Source organism: Agrobacterium salinitolerans, assembly GCF_027498475.1.
Lineage (GTDB): Bacteria > Pseudomonadota > Alphaproteobacteria > Rhizobiales > Rhizobiaceae > Agrobacterium > Agrobacterium salinitolerans.
This window is the reverse complement of the sequence record NZ_JAPZLN010000001.1, coordinates 1,058,493-1,076,867: the sequence shown is the minus strand read 5'-3', so window position 1 is coordinate 1,076,867 and position 18,375 is coordinate 1,058,493. Positions and strand designations below refer to the sequence as shown.

Annotated in this window: 21 protein-coding genes; 7 read left to right on the top strand and 14 right to left on the bottom strand. The window is 59.7% G+C overall.

Translation table 11 applies throughout. From position 1 onward, the window contains the following. Nucleotides 1–169 precede the first annotated feature (169 nt). The 5 genes from O9X91_RS05240 to lgt all read right to left on the bottom strand — a co-directional run bounded on the left by O9X91_RS05240 (nt 170) and on the right by lgt (nt 5,020). Complete coding sequence (locus tag O9X91_RS05240; protein ID WP_173989848.1) at nt 170–904, bottom strand: hypothetical protein; 735 nt, start codon at nt 902–904, stop codon at nt 170–172. An 89-nt stretch (nt 905–993) separates the two neighbouring features. Then, nucleotides 994–2,145, bottom strand: coding sequence for a M24 family metallopeptidase (locus tag O9X91_RS05235; RefSeq protein ID WP_080790155.1), 1,152 nt, complete (start codon nt 2,143–2,145; stop codon nt 994–996). A 1-nt stretch (nt 2,146) separates the two neighbouring features. Further along, nucleotides 2,147–2,941, bottom strand: a complete 795-nt coding sequence (gene pgeF / locus O9X91_RS05230) for a peptidoglycan editing factor PgeF (protein ID WP_269833373.1) — start codon at nt 2,939–2,941, stop codon at nt 2,147–2,149. A 150-nt stretch (nt 2,942–3,091) separates the two neighbouring features. Further along, nucleotides 3,092–4,192, bottom strand: a complete 1,101-nt coding sequence (locus O9X91_RS05225) for a class I SAM-dependent methyltransferase (protein WP_142911726.1) — start codon at nt 4,190–4,192, stop codon at nt 3,092–3,094. Nucleotides 4,193–4,207: 15 nt separating this feature from the next. Then, entirely contained in the window at nt 4,208–5,020 is an 813-nt protein-coding gene (lgt, locus tag O9X91_RS05220) for a prolipoprotein diacylglyceryl transferase (protein ID WP_162520317.1), read from the bottom strand. Between the two features lie 310 nt (nt 5,021–5,330). Between lgt and O9X91_RS05215 the strand changes: the two genes are divergently transcribed. From O9X91_RS05215 to O9X91_RS05200, 4 genes are all read left to right on the top strand, one after another. Beyond that, nucleotides 5,331–5,594 (top strand): accessory factor UbiK family protein, encoded by a 264-nt coding sequence (locus O9X91_RS05215; protein ID WP_077983100.1) that lies wholly within the window; start codon nt 5,331–5,333, stop codon nt 5,592–5,594. A gap of 426 nt (nt 5,595–6,020) precedes the next feature. Continuing rightward, the gene (locus tag O9X91_RS05210; protein ID WP_052818067.1) at nt 6,021–6,521 is read left to right on the top strand and encodes a type III secretion system chaperone family protein; all 501 of its coding nucleotides are present in this window, start codon (nt 6,021–6,023) and stop codon (nt 6,519–6,521) included. 1 nt (nt 6,522) lies between these two features. After that, nucleotides 6,523–7,341 (top strand): pyrroline-5-carboxylate reductase, encoded by an 819-nt coding sequence (gene proC, locus O9X91_RS05205; protein WP_142911724.1) that lies wholly within the window; start codon nt 6,523–6,525, stop codon nt 7,339–7,341. Nucleotides 7,342–7,353: 12 nt separating this feature from the next. Next, the gene (locus O9X91_RS05200) at nt 7,354–7,695 is read left to right on the top strand and encodes a tRNA-binding protein (RefSeq protein ID WP_003522868.1); all 342 of its coding nucleotides are present in this window, start codon (nt 7,354–7,356) and stop codon (nt 7,693–7,695) included. A gap of 14 nt (nt 7,696–7,709) precedes the next feature. On the opposite strand, the gene O9X91_RS05195 is transcribed toward O9X91_RS05200, so the two are convergent. The 4 genes from O9X91_RS05195 to O9X91_RS05180 form a co-directional block, all read right to left on the bottom strand. Further along, on the bottom strand, nt 7,710–9,089 hold the full coding sequence (locus O9X91_RS05195) for an ATP-binding protein (RefSeq protein WP_269834285.1): 1,380 nt from the start codon (nt 9,087–9,089) through the stop codon (nt 7,710–7,712). Between the two features lie 31 nt (nt 9,090–9,120). Beyond that, nucleotides 9,121–9,834 carry a response regulator gene (locus tag O9X91_RS05190; RefSeq protein WP_077983101.1) on the bottom strand — a complete coding sequence of 238 codons (714 nt, stop codon included), beginning with the start codon at nt 9,832–9,834 and terminating at the stop codon, nt 9,121–9,123. Between the two features lie 2 nt (nt 9,835–9,836). Continuing rightward, nucleotides 9,837–10,337: a MarR family winged helix-turn-helix transcriptional regulator gene (locus O9X91_RS05185; RefSeq protein WP_077983063.1), complete on the bottom strand. Its 501-nt coding sequence runs from the start codon at nt 10,335–10,337 to the stop codon at nt 9,837–9,839. Nucleotides 10,338–10,577: 240 nt separating this feature from the next. Further along, nucleotides 10,578–11,177 (bottom strand): DUF1236 domain-containing protein, encoded by a 600-nt coding sequence (locus O9X91_RS05180; RefSeq protein WP_142911723.1) that lies wholly within the window; start codon nt 11,175–11,177, stop codon nt 10,578–10,580. Nucleotides 11,178–11,408: 231 nt separating this feature from the next. Here O9X91_RS05180 and O9X91_RS05175 point away from each other — a divergent pair, with 231 nt between their 5' ends. Continuing rightward, nucleotides 11,409–12,053: an MBL fold metallo-hydrolase gene (locus O9X91_RS05175; protein WP_142911722.1), complete on the top strand. Its 645-nt coding sequence runs from the start codon at nt 11,409–11,411 to the stop codon at nt 12,051–12,053. 152 nt (nt 12,054–12,205) lie between these two features. Here O9X91_RS05175 and O9X91_RS05170 read toward each other — a convergent pair whose 3' ends face one another. The 4 genes from O9X91_RS05170 to O9X91_RS05155 form a co-directional block, all read right to left on the bottom strand. After that, on the bottom strand, nt 12,206–12,421 hold the full coding sequence (locus O9X91_RS05170) for a cold-shock protein (RefSeq protein WP_003494703.1): 216 nt from the start codon (nt 12,419–12,421) through the stop codon (nt 12,206–12,208). A 445-nt stretch (nt 12,422–12,866) separates the two neighbouring features. After that, the gene (locus tag O9X91_RS05165; RefSeq protein ID WP_269833374.1) at nt 12,867–13,769 is read right to left on the bottom strand and encodes a DMT family transporter; all 903 of its coding nucleotides are present in this window, start codon (nt 13,767–13,769) and stop codon (nt 12,867–12,869) included. Between the two features lie 151 nt (nt 13,770–13,920). After that, nucleotides 13,921–14,232, bottom strand: coding sequence for a hypothetical protein (locus O9X91_RS05160; protein ID WP_077983068.1), 312 nt, complete (start codon nt 14,230–14,232; stop codon nt 13,921–13,923). Between the two features lie 146 nt (nt 14,233–14,378). Next, entirely contained in the window at nt 14,379–15,305 is a 927-nt protein-coding gene (locus tag O9X91_RS05155) for an EAL domain-containing protein (protein WP_077983069.1), read from the bottom strand. 211 nt (nt 15,306–15,516) lie between these two features. Between O9X91_RS05155 and O9X91_RS05150 the strand changes: the two genes are divergently transcribed. Then, nucleotides 15,517–16,719, top strand: coding sequence for a pyridoxal phosphate-dependent aminotransferase (locus tag O9X91_RS05150; RefSeq protein ID WP_077983070.1), 1,203 nt, complete (start codon nt 15,517–15,519; stop codon nt 16,717–16,719). 58 nt (nt 16,720–16,777) lie between these two features. Here the strand turns inward: O9X91_RS05150 and O9X91_RS05145 are convergent, their stop codons facing one another. Further along, nucleotides 16,778–17,884 carry a calcium:cation antiporter gene (locus O9X91_RS05145; RefSeq protein ID WP_142911721.1) on the bottom strand — a complete coding sequence of 369 codons (1,107 nt, stop codon included), beginning with the start codon at nt 17,882–17,884 and terminating at the stop codon, nt 16,778–16,780. Between the two features lie 194 nt (nt 17,885–18,078). Between O9X91_RS05145 and O9X91_RS05140 the strand changes: the two genes are divergently transcribed. Next, complete coding sequence (locus O9X91_RS05140) at nt 18,079–18,345, top strand: DUF2188 domain-containing protein (protein ID WP_077983072.1); 267 nt, start codon at nt 18,079–18,081, stop codon at nt 18,343–18,345. Nucleotides 18,346–18,375 lie beyond the last annotated feature (30 nt).

Here is an 18,375-nt window from a genome sequence, read left to right as displayed (position 1 = left end):
CGTAACCAAGCGTCGTTCAAGGGGAGGAACATCCGGCTGAAAAGCCTTTGCCGGATACGCCTTGTTGCCATGCGCGCCTTAATAGCGCTGTTGCTTCCGATTGCAAGAGGACTCCGCGCTTTCGCAATGATTTTCGTGAAATCTCTGTGACTTCTCCCGCCGTTTCACCTCATCCGCGTTGAGACTGCTTCCATGACGTATACTCACCCAGCGTTTTTGCAGCGATATCCTGCATGACCCTGTCGGTCACGGCGGCCCATGGATCGCTGCCTTTTGCTACGACGCTTTCCTGTCCCTGCAGGCGGTGCAGCCGCACACCATTGGCGTCCAGAATGTCCCAGACGTAAACGATGTTGACCTTGCCGCCATCGGCAAAGGCGGAGAAATATCCCTTCAGGATGTTTTCAGCCGAATTGTCGTTGGAGGCCCGGATGGTCAGCCCCTTCGCCCGCGCTTCGGCCCCGAGCTGGCGCGACAGCGGCGTGACCGCCTGAACCGGTGCACCGATGATCGGCAGGAAGCGGATGGAATTACCGGAGGTCGCAGGCGCAAGTGACGCCGTCTGCTGTGCGGGTGCGGGTTGAGCGGCGGCGGTCTGGCTCTGGCGAAGCGGTTCGCCATATTGGCTGCCATTGGACAGGGCTTGCGCCTGCGCCTGCAACGAGTTCTGCGGTGCGTAGGCAGGAACGGATGTCGCGGTTGCCGGAGCGCCAGCGGGGGCGCGGTCGGCGGCGGCGGCCATCTGGTCGAGGTCGCCCTGCGTTACGGGTGTCGATTGCGAGGTGTTATGGCCGACATCCACCTGTGGTGTCAGCGCTTCCGTCGTGTTGCAGCCTGACAGGGCCAGCATCATCGCTGGAACAATGATGGCTGGAAAAAGGGGGGTAAACCCCATCCGGCTCATGCGATTTTCCCTCTCATGTTCCGCTCCTTCTTGCCCAAGGTGGCGCAATGTAAGGGCGGTCTTCCCGCTCTGTCAAACCCGGCGGCGATTTAAGCTGTGAGAAGATCGAGGTTGTGGCGCGAGAGCGGCTCCGGCGCGCCGTCGGTGGTGAGATAGGTCTGGCCGAGCGTCATGGCCGTACCGGAATCGGAATCCATCACGATCATATGCACGAAGAGCGTCATGTCGGCGGTGATCTCCTGCGGATTGCCGGTATGGAACATCTGATGCTCCATCCAGGATGGCGAGAAGCGCGCGCCCAGCGAATAACCGCAGGAGTTTAGCCGATGGCGCGTCAATCCACGTTCATCCATCACGCGGGCATGAACGTCGAAGACATCGCCGAAGGTCTTGCCCGGTCGCAGCACCTCTTCGATGGCGGTGAGGTTTTGCAGGCAGGCGCTGTAAAGCTCCTTCTGGCGGAAATCCTGTTCGCCGATCACCACCGTGCGCATCATGGCGGCATGGTAATGGGCGCTGACGCCGGCCCATTCCAGCGTCAGCTGGTCTTTGGCGTCGAGCCTGCGGCGGCCGGCCTTGTAGCGGCACAGCAGCGCATCCGCGCCGGAACCGACGATGAATTCATTGGCGGGGTAATCGCCGCCGCCGGCCAGAACCGCTCCCTGCATCGCTGCCAGGATCGCGGCCTCGTCCGCGCCGGGCCTGATGAGCGGAAGCGCCGCGTCGAGCGCGGCATCGGCCAGTTGGCCCGCCTTGCGCGCATGGGCGATCTCGGCGGGGCTTTTGACCAGCCGCAGGGTGCTGACCAAATAGGAAGCGTCGCTCATCTGGCAAAAGCTGGCGAGCTGGTTGTCCAGCAGCCGGGCGACGCGGCCGGTCATGCCGTGTGTGTCGTATTCGACGCCGATCTTTGCACCCAAAAGGTCAAGATCGCTCAGCAGGTTCTTGAGGTCGAGCGTCGGGTCGGCATTGGGCCGGTCGGCCCAGATCTGGATATTCTCGATGATGGAGGTATTGCGCGCCTGCCGCAGATCCGCCGAGCGGGTCAGAAGCGTCATGGAGCCGTCCGATTTCACCACCAGCGTCTGGAAGAAGCAGTAGCCGAACGTGTCGTAGCCGGTCAGCCAATACATGCTCTCCTGCGCAAAAAGCAGCAGGGCGTCCAGCTTCTCCTCGGCCATTTTCGCGAGCAGACGCTCGCGGCGGGCATCGAATTCCGAAAGCTCGAAATGCAGGGCCATGTCAGTCCTCCAGAATTGCGATTGCGGAAATCTGCCGGCCGTAGTCGGGTTCGGCGCGGTGGGTGGTGCGGCGGTAGGAATAGAAGCGATGTTCGTCGGGATAGGTGCAGAGGCCGAGGTTTTCCGTCTTCACGCCGGCTTTCGTCAGCCGGTCGACGGTGAATTGCTTGAGGTCGAACAAGGCGTGGCCTTGCCTTTCCGTCCCAGCGAAATAATCCGCGTAGGCCGGATCGATATCGGTGAAGCGCGCCACATATTCCGGCCCGACCTCATAATTGTCCTGGCTGATAGACGGGCCAAGTGAGGCGGCGATGCGCTCCCGGCTGGCGCCGAGCTTCGTCATGGCCTCAATGGTGTTTTCGAGCACGCCGAAGAGCGCGCCCTTCCAGCCGGCATGGGCCGCACCCACGACGCCTGCTTCCGCATCCGCAAACAGGATGGGCCCGCAATCGGCGCTCAGCACGCCCAGCACGAAACCGGGGGTTGCCGTGACCATCGCGTCGGCCTGCGGACGGCTGCCGTCGTAATTGTCATCGACAACGACGACGTCGGGGGAGTGGACCTGATGCACGGTGGCGAGGCGCCCCGGCGGCAGGCCGAACCATTGCGTTACGCGCCGGCGGTTTTCCTGCACTTTTTCGGGTTCGTCATGGGAGCCGAGGCCGACATTGAGGCCCTCATAAAGCCCTTCCGAGACGCCGCCCTGCCGGGTGAAGAAGCCGTGGCGGACACGGTTTTCGCCTGACGCGGCGAGCAAGGGGGACTGGAGCGGGAGCGGCAGCGTTGCGTTCTGCATGGTGTGGGAATTCCTTGGAGAATGTCGCTGTTGGCCAGTGGAATAGGGTTAAGCGAGATGTTTCCTGTTGCCGCGGCATTGCGCGGCGATGTGATGCAGTGTGCCTGCTTCGTGTGTCGCGGCGATGTTGGCCCAGAGGCCATTGCGCTGTCAATCCACCGCTCGAAACGGCAAAAGGTGAAGCGCGGGACTTGAAACGGCGATGACCTTGAAAAGTTCCCCCATCTTGCCGGCGCCTTCGCCGGCGAGGCGATTGACCGCTTCGGCAATTTCAAGCGTCTGGTCGGGCGTCGCCTTGGCGGCAAGCGCGCCTGCCCGTTCCTTGAGGCCGAGGCCATATAGGAAATCGCCCTGTCGCAGCGCGCCGTTGACGTGAACGCCGGTCGCTTCCGCTGTTTTCACGAGGCTTTCGAAATCGACATGGCTGGTCAGATCGGCTTCGCCGGGATGCGCAAGCGCCGGGTCGAAGGCATGGTTGCGCATGGCCTGCAGCGTATCGCCATAACCGGCAACCAGATGGCCGTAATCAATGGCGAGCGCCGTGCCGCCATGGGCGGAGAGGCGCTGGCAGATCGCGGTCATCACTGCCTCGCGGGCCGGCGAAATCTCGAATATGGTGCCGAGCGGCTGCCGTTCGGGCTGCGGCGGCAGCAGGGACGGGTCTATGCTGGCAAGGCCCGTTGAGAAGACGAGTTCGTCATTGGCATCGAGGTTGACCACGCGCTCGCGAAAACCCTGCGGTGTTCTGACGAATTGACGGATGGGAATGGCGTCAAAGAGTTCGTTGGCGACAAGCAGCAGGAAACCATCCGGCACATTGTCGAAACTGTCATGCCATGTCAGCCGACCTGAATGTTCGGCCAGCGTTTCCTTCTGGATGGCGGAAAGGCGGGGACTGGTTTCGACCAGATGCACTCGCATCGTCGCATAGAGCGGCGGTGCGATGCGGCGGATGACGCGCAGCATATCCGACATCATGGTGCCGCGGCCGGGGCCGATTTCCACCAGCTGCGTTTGTGCGGGAGCGCCATGCCGTTGCCAGGCATGCACCACGAAGACCCCGAGCATTTCGCCGAAAAGCTGGCTGACTTCTGGCGCGGTGATGAAATCACCCGAACGACCGAAGGGTTCGCGACTCTTGTAATAACCGTGTTCAGGATCGGCGAGGCAGAGCGAAAAATAGTCGGTAACGCTGAGCGGACCGTTGAGCCGGATAAGTGATTTAATACGTTGCGCAAGCGGTGTCGTCATGGGCAATCATACCGTTTAGGCGCTTTTTGTCGCACGGCGAGCCCGCAGGACCGCCCAGAGGCCGAGGGCGAACATCGGGGTGGAGAGCACCATGCCCATGGTCAGCCAGTTGCCGGCGAGATAACCGATCTGGGCGTCCGGTTCGCGGAAAAATTCCACGAAGATGCGTGACAGCGCGTAACCGCAGACGAAAATACCGGTGACGGTGCCGGGCGTCTTCAGCGCCCTGAAGGCATAGATGGCGATTGCAAGAACGATGACGAGCACGAGCCCTTCGAGGCCCGCTTCATAAAGCTGGCTCGGGTGCCGCGCAAAGGGGCCGCCGGTCGGGAAGACGACCGCCCATGGCACATCGGCAATGCGGCCCCACAGTTCGCCATTGATGAAATTGGCGATGCGGCCGAACAGCAGGCCGATGGGGGCTACGGCCGCGACGACGTCGAACATGCTCCAGACCGGAATGCCGTTCTTGCGGGCGAAAAGGATCATGGCGATGGTGGTGCCGATCAGGCCGCCATGGAAAGACATGCCGCCGTTCCAGATCTCGAACGCCCTGACGGGATTGGCAGCGACAGCGGCGAGATCGTAAAACAGGATGTAACCGATGCGGCCGCCGAGCACGATGCCGCCGGCTGCCCAGAGGATGAAATCGTCAAGATGCTGCGCCGAGATCGGCGACGTTTCGTTCGGCCACAGCCGATCCGTACGGGCGAGGCGGCGGGCGTAGAACCAGCCGAGCATGATGCCGGCGACATAGGCGATGCCGTACCAGTGGATCGAGAGCGGGCCGAGGGACAGTGCCACCGGATCGATATTGGGGAAGGGCATGATGGCGAGTTGGGTGGGAGCGGCTATCAATCCGTATATATTCCGTCATCGTTGTTGGGAGGACAACGGAACGAGCCATTGTCTCAAGGGGCCGGGCGATGATGCTCACCGGTCTCCCTGACGCCAAGGAAAATGGCGATTGCGATGGCGGCGGTCAAGGTGATTCTTCAAGCTCCGGCTCAAGATACCGTGGGTCACGCAAGCTCTTGTGATTTTTCGATTTCGCTTGCAAGGCGGCGATGGAGTGCCTACCTGAAGGCTAGCAACAGCGGGCAAGACGATGCCCCTGAACCGACGAAGGATGAGCGCCATGAGCACGACAGGCACCAACCGTTTTCTGGATGAATTCGCCAAGCTGATGACCGATGCGGCAGGTGCCGCGCAGGGTGTGCGCAAGGAAGCCGAAGCGGCGTTTCACGCGCAGGCGGATCGCTGGCTGAACAGCCTGGATGTCGTCCGCCGTGAGGAATTCGACGCGGTCCGCGAGATGGCCATCCAGGCGCGGGATGAAAACGACGCGCTGCGCGCCCGCATCGAGGCTCTCGAAACAAAGCTTTCGGCCGCCAAGGACTGATTTTTCATCACTTTTCTCAGAAGCCCCGGATCGCAGGCGATTCCGGGGCTTTTTGTTTTTCGGCTCCCTTTGGCCGACTTGACCTCCGGTTGCCGAAAGTCGTGCTCGGACGCGAATTTTTTGGGCCTGTGGACACTTCCAAAAAACACAATCGGCAGAGTCGCTTAAGACTCTCGCCTGAGGTGATGGGGGAGGAGATATCCACTGTTCAAAAGGCAAAAATGGCGGGGAAGGGGTGGCAGCAGGACTCGGCCATTATACACTGATTTTAAATGATGATTCGAAAAGACCGGTAAGCTCCAGACAGGGTCAATGCGTAATTCTGGTGGTGTCGGGCAATCGTCTCAAATGTTTATCCCGGTTTGTATGTGCGTTTTGTGCCCGGCGTTCAAAACAGGACATCCCTACCGGCTGAGAAGGTGCCGCATGAGTCTGATAGAATTTGAAATTGAGCGTCAGTCCAATCCAGTCGACATGATCGAGATTGTCGCTGCCTCGAATGACTGGTCTTTCGAGCGGTCGGGCGAAGACGAGATTGCCATGACTGTGGCGGGCCACTGGGCCGACTACCACGTTTCCTTTGCGTGGATGGAGGATTTCGAAGCTCTGCATCTTGCCTGTGCCTTCGACATCAAGGTGCCGGACCAGCGGGTCAACGAAGTCATTCGTCTGCTTTCTCAGGTCAACGGTCAGGTGCTGATGGGGCATTTCGATCTGTGGCGCCAGGAAGATGTGGTGATCTTCCGCCAATCCCTGCTTCTGGCGGGCGGCGCCGAGCCGAACAACCAGCAGGTGGAAGTGCTGCTTTCCAGCGCGCTGGAGGCCTGCGAACAATATTATCAGGCATTCCAGTTCGTCGTCTGGTCTGGGCTGGATGCAAAAAGTGCAATCGAAGCGGTCATGTTCGAGACCGTCGGAGAAGCGTAAGATGGCGTATAAGGCTTCCGGGCCGCTCGTCCTGGTGGGCGCCGGCAATATGGGCGGCGCTCTGCTTTCAGGCTGGCTGAAAAAAGGTGTGCCGGGATCGCAGGTCATGGTCATCGATCCGCGCCCTTCCGATGCCATGCGGACGACGATTGCGGAAGCCGGAGCTGCCCACAGCGAAAGCGTGCCCGAGGGCGTGAAAGCCGGTATTCTTTTCGTGGCGGTGAAGCCGCAGATGATGGAAGCCGTGCTGCCCTCGCTGAAACCCCTGCTCGGCGCGGATACTGTCGTTGTTTCGATCGCGGCGGGTACGACCATCGGGACGTTCGTTTCGCATTTCGGCAGGGTTGCCGCCGTGCGGGCCATGCCCAACACACCGGCCATGGTCGGCCGTGGCGTCACGGGTGCCTATGCCAACGAACTGGTGACGCCGGAGCTTAAAACGGTGGTGGACGGGCTGCTGAAAGTCAGCGGCCCGGTCGAATGGGTGGATGCCGAAAGCGATATCGACGCGGTGACTGCGGTTTCGGGTAGCGGCCCTGCCTATGTCTTTTATCTAGTGGAATGCATGGCCGAAGCCGGCCGCAAGGCCGGTCTGCCAGCGGATGTGGCCATGCGTCTGGCGCGCGAAACCGTGGCCGGCGCTGGCGAGCTGCTGCATCAGTCCTCCGACGAGGCGGCGCGCCTGCGCCAGAATGTGACCTCGCCGGGCGGCACCACGGCTGCGGCGCTCTCCGTGTTGATGGCCGATGACGGCATGCAGCCCCTTTTCGACCGGGCGGTCGCTGCCGCAAAAGCCCGCGCCGAAGAGCTGGCGGGCTGAAGGGGCAAGGTCATGAGCGGTGAAATTTCCTATGCCGATTTCGAGAAGGTCGATATCCGCGTCGGCACCATCATCGAGGCAGAGCCTTTTCCCGAAGCGCGCAAGCCTGCTTTCAAGGTGAAGATCGATTTCGGGCCGGAGATCGGCGTCAAGAAGTCGTCGGCGCAGATCACGGTGCATTATACGCTGGAAAGCCTTGTCGGCCGGCAGGTTCTGGGCGTGGTGAATTTTCCACCGCGCCAGATCGGCCCTTTCCGGTCCGAGGTCCTGACGCTCGGTTTTGCCGATGCCAATGGCGATATCGTGCTTGCGGCCGTTGAGCGCCCGGTGCCGAACGGCGAGAAAATGTGCTGAAGGCCGGTCTGCCGCTAGGCCGGAATTTTGACGATTACCCGCAATCCCCCCATCGGGCTTTCATCCAGCGACACGTCGCCGCCATGGCTGCGAGCGATGTCGCGAACGATGGAGAGGCCAAGGCCGGTGCCCGAAGCATTGAGGTTGCGCGCTTCGTCCAGCCGGAAGAACGGCTTGAACACATCCTCGCGTGAATTCTCCGGTATGCCCGGCCCGTCATCGTCAAATGTCATGATGATGGAACGCGGCGCCTTGCGGATATCGATGTGGAGATTACTGGCGTAGCGCCTTGCATTTTCCGCCAGATTGGCGACAAGCCGGGACAGCGCATTGGGCCGCGCGATGATCCTCTCGATATTATAGAGTTCGTAGCTGAATTTCTTGCCGTGCAGCTCGAAATCATGACCGATTTTTTCAAGAAGGGCTGGAAGCTCCAGCGTGCCGACATCCTCTTCGACATCGGTACGGGCGAAGGTCAGATAGGCCTCCAGCATCGACTGCATGTCCTCGACATCCTTGTCGAGCCCCTCGAGATTGGGATTTTCGCCTGCGAGCGCCAGTTGCAGCTTGAAACGGGTGAGAATGGTGCGCAGATCGTGGCTGACGCCGTTCAGCATGGCGGTGCGCTGCTCCATCTGCCGCTCGATACGCTCGCGCATCAGGATGAAGGCGAGGCCGGCGCGCCGCACCTCGTCCGCGCCGCGTGGGGAATAACCGCTGATCTTCTGGCCCCTGCCAAAGTTTTCGGCCGCCTTGGCAAGGGCTTCGATCGGCTTGATCTGGCCACGCAGGAACAGGATCGAAATGGCGATCAGCACCAGCGATGCGCCGACCATCCAGACAAGGAAGATATGTGTGTTCGAGGCATAGGCCGCGCTGCGGCTGGTAAAGACGCGCAGTGTCTTGTCTTCCAGCTGTACGCGGATTTCCACAAGCGAACCGTTGCCATAAGTGTCGATCCAGAAAGGCCTGCCGATCTGCTGGGTGAGTTGATCTGCCAGGATTCTGTCGAGAATGGAAAACAGCGGTTCCGGTCTTGGAGCAGGCAGATCCGCCTTCGGTTCGATATAGACGCTCAGCCCCAGCTTGTCGCGGGCAATGCGGATGACGCGCTGATAGTCGTCTTCCTCCGGGTCCGTCTGCAAAAGCTCAATGATCGCGGCGATATCGCGCGTCACGGCGGAGGAGAGGCGTTCCGTTACCAGTTGCCAATGCCGCTCCATGAAGACCGCAGCGACCACGCCCTGAAGCAAGATCATCGGCAGGATGATGATGAGCAGAGAGCGTGTGTAAAGGCCGGTGGGCAGCCAATGGCGCAACCACCTGCCGGAAAGGCGCCAGGCCCTGGCCACGCCGCTTTTTTTGACCGTGCTCAGAAAATCGAGGCTCGCCATGACCGTGCGTTCGCCCTTCGTTGGTTGCTCGTCAGTCCACGCTCAGGCGGTAACCGATGCCGCGCACCGTTTGCAGATAGACAGGATTGGCAGGGTCGTCCTCGATCTTGCGGCGAAGACGGTTGATCTGCACGTCGATGGTTCTTTCGCCCACTTCCGATTCCGCTTCCACCAGCTCATGGCGGGGAATGGTATCGCCGGCGCGCAGCGCAAAAAGCAGCATGATCTCCTGCTCGCGATCCGTCAGGCGGATTGTTTCGGGGCCGCGCCGCAATTCCTTCTTGGGGATGGAGAAGCTGTAGGGGCCAAACATGATCTGTTCGATCTTGGGGGTATCGGGCGAGGTATTGCGCCGCAGGATATTGTTGATGCGCAGGACGAGTTCGCGCGGGTCGAAGGGTTTGGCGAGATAATCGTCCGCTCCCGCCTCCAGCCCGGCGATGCGCGAATCCGCCTCCGAACGGGCGGTCAGAAGGATGACCGGCACGGATTTGTTCTCGTTCAGCGAGCGGGTGAGCGAAAGCCCGTTCTCGCCGGGCATCATCACGTCGAGGATGAGCAGGTCGAAACGGATGCCCATCATTTTGCGCCGGGCTTCGGCCGCATCGGCCGCCACGGAAATGCGATAGCCCTTGTCGCCCAGAAAACGCTGCAGGAGATCGCGAATGCGGGCGTCGTCGTCAACGATCAGGAGATGGGCCGCATCGTCATCCGCCGGTGGACGTTTTGTCGGTGCTTGCGCCATCGTCACTCGTCCTCCACGGTCGTCGTCGGGCTGCGCATCTGCGCCAGGAATTTGCGCACGCAGGCGCGGGCGTCCGGCCCGAGACCTTCCAGCGCGCGGTCGATGCGGCGCGATTGCGGCTCGCTCAGCGCCAGCGCCAGTTCGCGGCCCGTCAGCGTGGGGTAAAGCCTGCGCTGACGGCGATCTTCCGGACCTGCCATCTGGCGAATGTAACCGTCGTCGATCAATTGCTTCAGCACACGGGCAAGGCTCTGCTTGGTGATCTGCAGCGTATCGAGCAAATCCGCCACCGTCATGCCCGGCTGCCGGCTGACGAAATAGACCACCCGGTGATGGGCCCGCCCATATTCCAGTTTCGATAAAATGACATCGGGATCGGAGACGAAATCGCGATAGGCGAAAAACAGCGCCTCGATCGTGTCGAAGTCGATCTTGCCGTCGTCAACCTTCGGGAGTGCCGGTGTTTGCCTGGAGGCGGCGGTTTTGAGCGATTGCGGTGGCACTGCGGTTCCTTCATATCCTGCGGCTGTCTGATCATAGGCTGACAGGCGTCGATGCGCCAATATTCTGTAAACATAGCCGAAAATGCGTCCGCTCGGGAGAATGCCGCCGATCATTTTCTGTTGCGGTGGATAATATGGCGCGGGTGCGGGTGCAACTGGAATCCTGAGTGACACTTACCTGAAATAGAAAAGAGCGCGGAAACTCCGCGCTCTCCTTCATTTTTTGTCGTAATGACGATGTTACTGGTAAACGTAGACAATACGACGGGTCGAAGGTTCTACGAGAACAGGCACGTCATTCACCCGGACATAGCGGTACTGATAGTCAGGTACCTCCACAAGGCGGGTATCGGCCGGCAGGACGCTACCTATGGCAATATCGCCATCATAGGTGACGGTATCGGCAGGGTGTTCATCAATATAGGTAATGACCGACTGCGGCGGATCGACTTCACCGACACGACCAAGGTTCGGGTCACCGGGGTTAGGCTCCGCCTGAACGCTTGAGGTCTTTTCATAGGTTACGACCGGCACGCTCAGTTCCGCGCGGCGTTCCTTCAGAATGACGGGCGAACCTTCATACATCACGTTCAGGTAATCCGCATGAGCCCAGCCGCGCAGGCCGTTCACCTCGATGCGGCACCAACTGCTGCCATCCATGCAGCCATCAAGCACGGCGTTGCTGCCACGCGTGGCAAGGCCGATTTCGGGATAATCCTCACCGGGGCCGGAACGAACAGAAATATCCGAGGCGGTTGTTGCGACCATGGCGGCATTTGCATAGCCTGCCATCAAGGCAAAGGCGCCACCAGCGATCAGCATTTTAAGCGTCTTGTCCATGTGTCTCACTCCTTTCAAGACTGGTGCTACAACGTCGCAACCATCCGGGCGTTCCACATTTTTCGACGAGATGATGCCTACAGACAGGGCGTGTTCGTGCTATCTGCCTGTATGGCATAGGGATTTTCTTAACGAATTGGTGGGCTGAAAATGGGCGTCACCTGTCGCCATTGTGCCGTAACCGGTCGCGGGCTATAGGAGGCGGGAGCTTTCAGACAGGAGACGCAGGATATGGGAAAGTTGCAGGCGGGCATTATTCCGGTTACGCCATTCGAGCAGAATTGCACTATCCTGTTCGATCAGGACACCAAGGAGGGCGTCGTTTTCGATCCCGGTGGGGACGTGGACGTCATTCTCCAGGTCGTCGCTGAAAATGGCGTCACGCTGAAGGAGATCTGGCTGACGCATGGGCATCTTGACCATGCCGGCGGTGCTGACGAACTGCGTGAGAAGCTGTCGCTACCGGTCATCGGGCCGCATGAGGACGACCGTCCATTGCTCGAAAGGATTGAGGCGCAGGCCGAAAAATACGGCGTTAGCGGCCTTCGGAATGTCGCGCCCGACAAATGGCTCAAGGACGGCGACAGGGTATCTTTCGGGGACCACGTCTTCGAAGTCTATCATTGTCCGGGCCACGCGCCCGGCCACGTCATCTATTACAACCGCGACCAGAACTTTGCCCATGTCGGCGATGTGCTGTTTTCGGGATCGGTGGGGCGCACGGACCTGCCGGGCGGAAACCACGAGCAATTGATGGCGTCCATTCGCGACAAGCTCCTGCCGCTGGGCGACGATGTCGGTTTCATCTGCGGCCACGGCCCGGGAGGACGGCTGGGTGAGGAACGGCTCACCAACCCCTATCTCAAAGGGCTCTGAGCGCCGGCCTATTAGAACTCTTTGTTTTGGCGCCTTTCCGGACGGAAAACCGAATTCCACTTTTCCTGGAAATGCTCAAAGGCCTGCGGGACCGCACAAAAAAACCCGGCATTCCTGCCGGGCTTCAACTAGAAAAGAAAGCCGTTTTAGGGTCAGCCAGCAATCTGCAGATTGACTGCCTTCGGCCCCTTGCCGCGACGATCCGGTTCCGTGTCGAAGCTCACTTTCTGATTTTCTGAAAGTCCGGACAGGCCGGAAGCCTGTACGGCAGAGATGTGAACAAAGATATCAGCGCCACCATTATCTGGCTTGATGAAGCCAAAGCCTTTGTCTGTATTGAAGAATTTTACGGTGCCAGTTTCGGCCATGCATCAGGTCCTTTTCGCTCTGCCCGCGTTCAGCTACAGGCAGCATTACAGTTTTGCCCCGCGTGGGCGTTGGCAGGCAGTTTTTGACTATTGAGAAAAAGGACCTTCGCAGCGGGAAGTAATGGCGTTCTCATCCAACGTTTTTCGTCCCACCGCCCGAGGTTTATAGCGTCCCCAGTGCGCAAATTTATAGGCCTTCCCATGCTCGCAAATTGCCCGAACCGCGGTAGAGTGATGCGTTTATCGAAAATTGGCAAGCAAAAGTTTTCACGGGCTTTTTGTCAGATAAAAAACCTGCGGTAGAATAACGGCGCGTAATCGCATAATTTTTCCGCAGAAGTGATAATCGATGAAATAAAAGCCGTTCTCCGCAGGATTTTGCGACAAAATTTGAGTGCAACGCCCGGATTTAGGGGCGGGATGAGAAAAATGAGTTCTTTTTACGTCAGGCCGCTCCGGCCATGGATTTTTGCCGTTTTCGCGTCAGTTCCGGCACCAGTTCGACGATCAGGATCGCGACGAATATGATCAGACAGCCGACATAGCCGGCGCCGGAAATGGTTTCCTTCAGGAAAATCGAGGCCAGCAAAGCGCCGAAAAGCGCCTCCGATGACAGGAATATCGCGGCCTGCGGGGCAGTAGTGTAACGTTGGCCGATGACCTGCAGCACGAAGGCGAGGCCGGAGGAGACGAGGCCGACATAGAGGATTTCCGCCAGCGATGCTTCGATGGAGGCCATGCTGATCGGTTCGAACACGACACCGATCATGCAACTAAGAAGGGAGCAAACGGCGAACTGGGTGCAGGAAAGCACGAGCGGCCTTCCGCTTTCGGAGACGAAGCGCCCGGCCAGCGTGATCTGGATCGCCCAGAAGAAGGCGCAGATGATGCTGAGAATATCGCCCGTGGTCAGCGCCTCGAAAGCGCCGCCGGAGAGGAGGAATATGCCGCCCAACATCATCAGTGCGCCCGGCCAGACGATCCAGTGGGGATGGCGGCGGTAAAGCACGACGGCGATCACGGGTACGAAGATGACGTAAAGCCCGGTCAGGAAGCTGGAATTGGTGACGGTCGTGGTCAGAAGCCCGACCTGCTGGGTGGTGGCCCCGCCGAACAGGGCAAGTCCCACGAGGATGAAACTGCCGATTTCGCGCCGGCGCGGCGGCGATTTCAGCGATCGTGTTTCCATGAGCGCGAAGGGCAGCACGGCGATGGCGGCGATGGCGAAACGCAGGCCGACGAACCAGAAAGGGCCGATCGAGGCCATGGCGGAGGATTGCGCGACAAAGCCGCCGCCCCAGATTGCTGCGGCGAGCAGAAGCAGCATATTGGCCTGAATACGCGTCATTATTTGGCACCAGCACAGCAGGGCCGGAAGATCATTCAGTCGCGGCCGTGGCAAACAGGGGAATTTTGAAATATCGATCCGCGAAGCGGACGATTGTTTCCGGCTGCTTTAGCAGCAACATGCCGAGGCCGCAAGTCGAGGGGAGGGCCGCTTATTTATAGCGGCGGGCCTCATCCTTCAGGCTGCGCCGGGTGAGCATCAGGCCGCCGACGCCAAGGCCGATGAAGGCTGCGGCCGAAAGGACAATGAGCAGGATATGAGGCCCGGCCTGCGTGGTCGCGGCTACCTGCGGGATGGCGGACGTATGCAGGGTATCGACCGCCTGCGTGGCGGCGTTCGCCGACGTTGCTATGCCGGCGGCCATGGTGACGATGACGAGAAAAGCCGCAACGGCCATCCAGAGGGAAAACAGCGTTCTCTGCGCCCTTAACCTTTCAACGGAAGTCCGATCGTTGGTAAACATGGCTATCGCCTCTTGTCCCTGTTCTTAAATTATAAGAGAGGCTTCGAAATGGACGGCTTGGAGACGGAATTCTGGCGTTCTGCGGTATTTATTGCGGCAATATTGTGGCTAAGCCTGATATGGAAGCCGTTTGGTCGCCCATGGCGTCAGAGGCGACGTTTTCCGAAGGTTCGGGTCTGGCGCAGCGGATGCGGCTCGGCCGGGCGTTCTTCCCCGAAAAATGCCGGTGGCGCAGGACCCCTCTCCGCCCGGGGCGGGGTGAGATATTCACTGCCGAGTTCCGGGAAACGCGCGTCGAAACTGGTGGGGGCAAGTTCGGGCTTTGCCAGCACGTAGCCCTGCATCAGCAGGACGCCGAGTTCCTCGCACAGATCGACCTGCCATGCTGCTTCCAATCCCTCGAAGACCGGCTCTATGCCATCGGCGCGAAACTGGCTGACGATGACGCGCAGAAGGGCGGCGCCCGCTGAATTCTGCATGAAATCGCGCACCCAGCCGGCTTCGAATTTCACATAGTCCGGCTTGATGAGCTTTACCCGGTCAATGTCGGAATCGCCGGCGCCATAATCATCGAGCGCGACGCGAAAGCCGATATCGTGCATGTGATAGGCGAAGTCAGCGACCATCTGCGTGTCGGAGGCTTTTTTCTCGGAGATTTCGCAGACGATGCGGTCCGCCGTCATGCCCGCCTCGTGAGCGGCAAGACGCATGCGCTCCACTTCCTGGCGCATCTTGGCCGGCGTCTGGAACAGGCCCGGATGGAAATTGACGAAGATGCGGGCGCGGGACCGGTTGAGCCTGCCGGTGTTGAGAATGTGGATCGTGCGCAGGATGCTATCGATATTTTCGATGTCTTCAGACGCCACAAGCGAGAAGAATTCACCTGGCGTCACCGGCTCGCCGTTGCGGTGCGGCCGCACCAGACCTTCGAAGGAATCGATGTCGAGCCTGCCACTTGCCGTGCGGCGGAAAATCGGCTGCAGGGCCGATTTCAGGTTGAAGGTGCGATAGGCCGTGGACCATGTGCCATCGACCTCGCGGACAAGACTGGAAAAGATGCTTTTGGGCGCCATTTTTCAACCAGCTATAGAGACACGACCCCTAGGCTCGCCAATGTAGCGTATCAAGCGTTACTTCCGGGTTAAGGAAGGTTTAAATTCTCCGCTGCGGCACATAAGCCGGCTTTTGACCTTGAAAGAAGGCCTGTCTTTCGACATAGAAAATGCCGCAGATGACAAGTTTTCCAACCTCTGCTGATGTCAACCCCAATAGGACCGATTAAAAATGGCCTTCCTTGCCGACATTCTCTCCCGCGTAAAGCCATCCGCCACCATCGCCGTTACCCAGAAAGCCCGTGAGCTGAAAGCGAAGGGCCGCGATGTGATCAGCCTTGGCGCCGGCGAGCCGGATTTCGATACGCCCGAAAACATCAAGGAAGCGGCCATCGACGCCATCAAGCGCGGCGAAACGAAATACACGCCGGTTTCGGGTATTCCGGAACTGCGCAAGGCCATTGCCGACAAGTTCAAGCGTGAAAACGGCCTGGACTACAAGCCGGAGCAGACGATTGTCGGCACCGGCGGCAAGCAGATTCTCTTCAACGCCTTCATGGCCACGCTGAACCCGGGCGATGAAGTCGTCATCCCGGCGCCCTACTGGGTCAGCTATCCGGAAATGGTGGCGATCTGCGGCGGTACGCCGGTTTTCGTTAACGCCACGCTGGAAGACAATTTCAAGCTGAAGCCGGAAGCGCTAGAAAAGGCGATCACGCCGAAGACCAAGTGGTTCGTGTTCAACTCGCCGTCCAACCCCTCGGGTGCGGCCTATTCGCATGACGAGCTGAAGGCGCTGACGGACGTGCTGGTCAAGCATCCGCATGTCTGGGTGCTGACGGACGACATGTATGAGCACCTGACCTATGGCGATTTCAAATTCGTCACCCCTGTGGAAGTAGAGCCTTCGCTCTATGACCGCACGCTGACCATGAACGGCGTTTCCAAGGCCTATGCCATGACCGGCTGGCGTATCGGCTATGCCGCCGGCCCGCTGCCGCTGATCAAGGCCATGGACATGATCCAGGGTCAGCAGACCTCGGGCGCAAGCTCGATTGCCCAATGGGCCGCTGTCGAAGCGCTGAACGGTACGCAGGATTTCATTCCGGAAAACAAGAAGATCTTCGAAGGCCGTCGCGACCTCGTTGTCTCCATGCTCAACCAGGCCAAGGGCATCAGCTGCCCGGCGCCTGAAGGCGCATTCTACGTTTACCCGTCCTGCGCCGGCCTGATCGGCAAGACCGCGCCGTCGGGCAAGGTCATCGAGACCGATACGGATTTCGTGTCCGAGCTTCTGGAAGCCGAAGGTGTCGCCGTCGTGCAGGGATCGGCTTTCGGCCTCGGCCCGAACTTCCGCATCTCCTACGCCACGTCCGAAGCGCTGCTGGAAGAGGCCTGCAAGCGCATTCAGCGCTTCTGTGCCGATTGCCGCTGATCGGTTATGATCTCAAATGAGGAAGCCCGGCAGCGACGCCGGGCTTTTTTCGTTTTGGTCAAAGCCCCAGAAACAGCAGCATGATGAAGGTGGCGAAGAGAATGAAGTGCGTCATTCCCTCGATCGCGTTGGTTTCGCCGTCATTGAGATTGATGGCGGCGGCGATGAGGGTTATGAAGACCATGACGGTCTGAACCGGTGTCATCGCCATGATGAAGGGCTGACCGGTATAGAGCGCGATGCCCTCCATGACGGGCACGGTGAGGATGACCGTCGACAGGGATGCGCCCATGGCGATATTGACCACGGCCTGCATGCGGTTGCGCAAGGCGGAGCGGAGCGCGGTGAGGATTTCCGGCGATGCCGAGATCGTGGCCACCACCACCGCCATCAGCGCCGGCGGCGCGCTTGTGCCCTCAAGGCTTTCGCTCAGGAAGGTCGACATGAATTCCGCCAATACGCCGATCAACACCACGCCAGCGACGATGAGACCGATGGAAAGGGGCACGCTGCCTTCGTCCTCCTCTTCCGCGTGGCCGTCGGATGTCTGGCCGGCCGGATGTGCCTTCCGGGGATAGGCATAGCTGAAGAAATAGCTGTGCGGGCCAACCTGCATTTTGAGGAAGAGCGCATAAAGCGCGATCATCGCGACGATGGTGAAGGCGGAGTAGACATGCCAGCTTTCCTTGGGAATGAATTCCGGCACGATCATCGAAATACCCATGGCGGTGAGGATCATTACGCCATAGGTCTTGCCGGAATCGTCATTATAGGGCTGCTCGCCGTGGCGAAGACCGCCGAGAAGTGCTGCAAGACCCAGAATGCCGTTGATGTCGATCATCACGGCGGAGTAAATCGTATCCCGCACCAGAGTAGGCGAAGCGGACTCGCTCATGATGATGGCGAGGATCAGCACTTCTACCGCGACGGCCGACAACGTCAGTATCATGGTACCGTAAGGATCGCCGACCTTGGTGGCAAGGATTTCGGCGTGATGGGCAACCCGCATCGAGACGAGGACGATGAGCCCGATCAGCGCTATCGCGGCAATCAGCGCCGCCGTCTTTCCAGCTTCGAATATTGCATGTTCGGCCAGATAGGCGAGGATTGCCGCCGGTATAGCCAGCAAGAGCATCCGCTCCTGTTTCAAAATAGAACCCGCCATTGATTTCCTTTCCCCCTGATCGGCTCAGGCTGTGACGTATCGTCCTTCAGATCAAGCAGGATTTGCGCTTGAATGCTTTTGGTAGGATAGTGGTGTCGCAGGACATGCTGCTCATGCCGCGCTGTCCCATCGGGTGCAATGCTTGAAACGCGGTTGTGGTTGCCATGTCGCCTACCGATACAGGAGGACCATGCATGACCAAAGTGGTGTACGAGATCGTCGAACATGACGGAGGCTTCGCCTACCGCATGAACGGCGCTTATTCCGAGACGTTTCCCACCTATGCCGATGCCCGTGAGGCTGCGCGTATTGTCGCTGCCGAACAGCAGGTGGGCGGCGATGACGAGGAAATCAGCTATCAGGATGAGAGCGGCCATTGGCATGAAGAATACAGCCAGGGCGGCGACCGGCCGGAAGCCGAGGTGGTCGACAAGACGACGCAGCAGGCCAGACCGTTTTGATGCGCGATCCGTGGATTTCCAGCAAAGCCG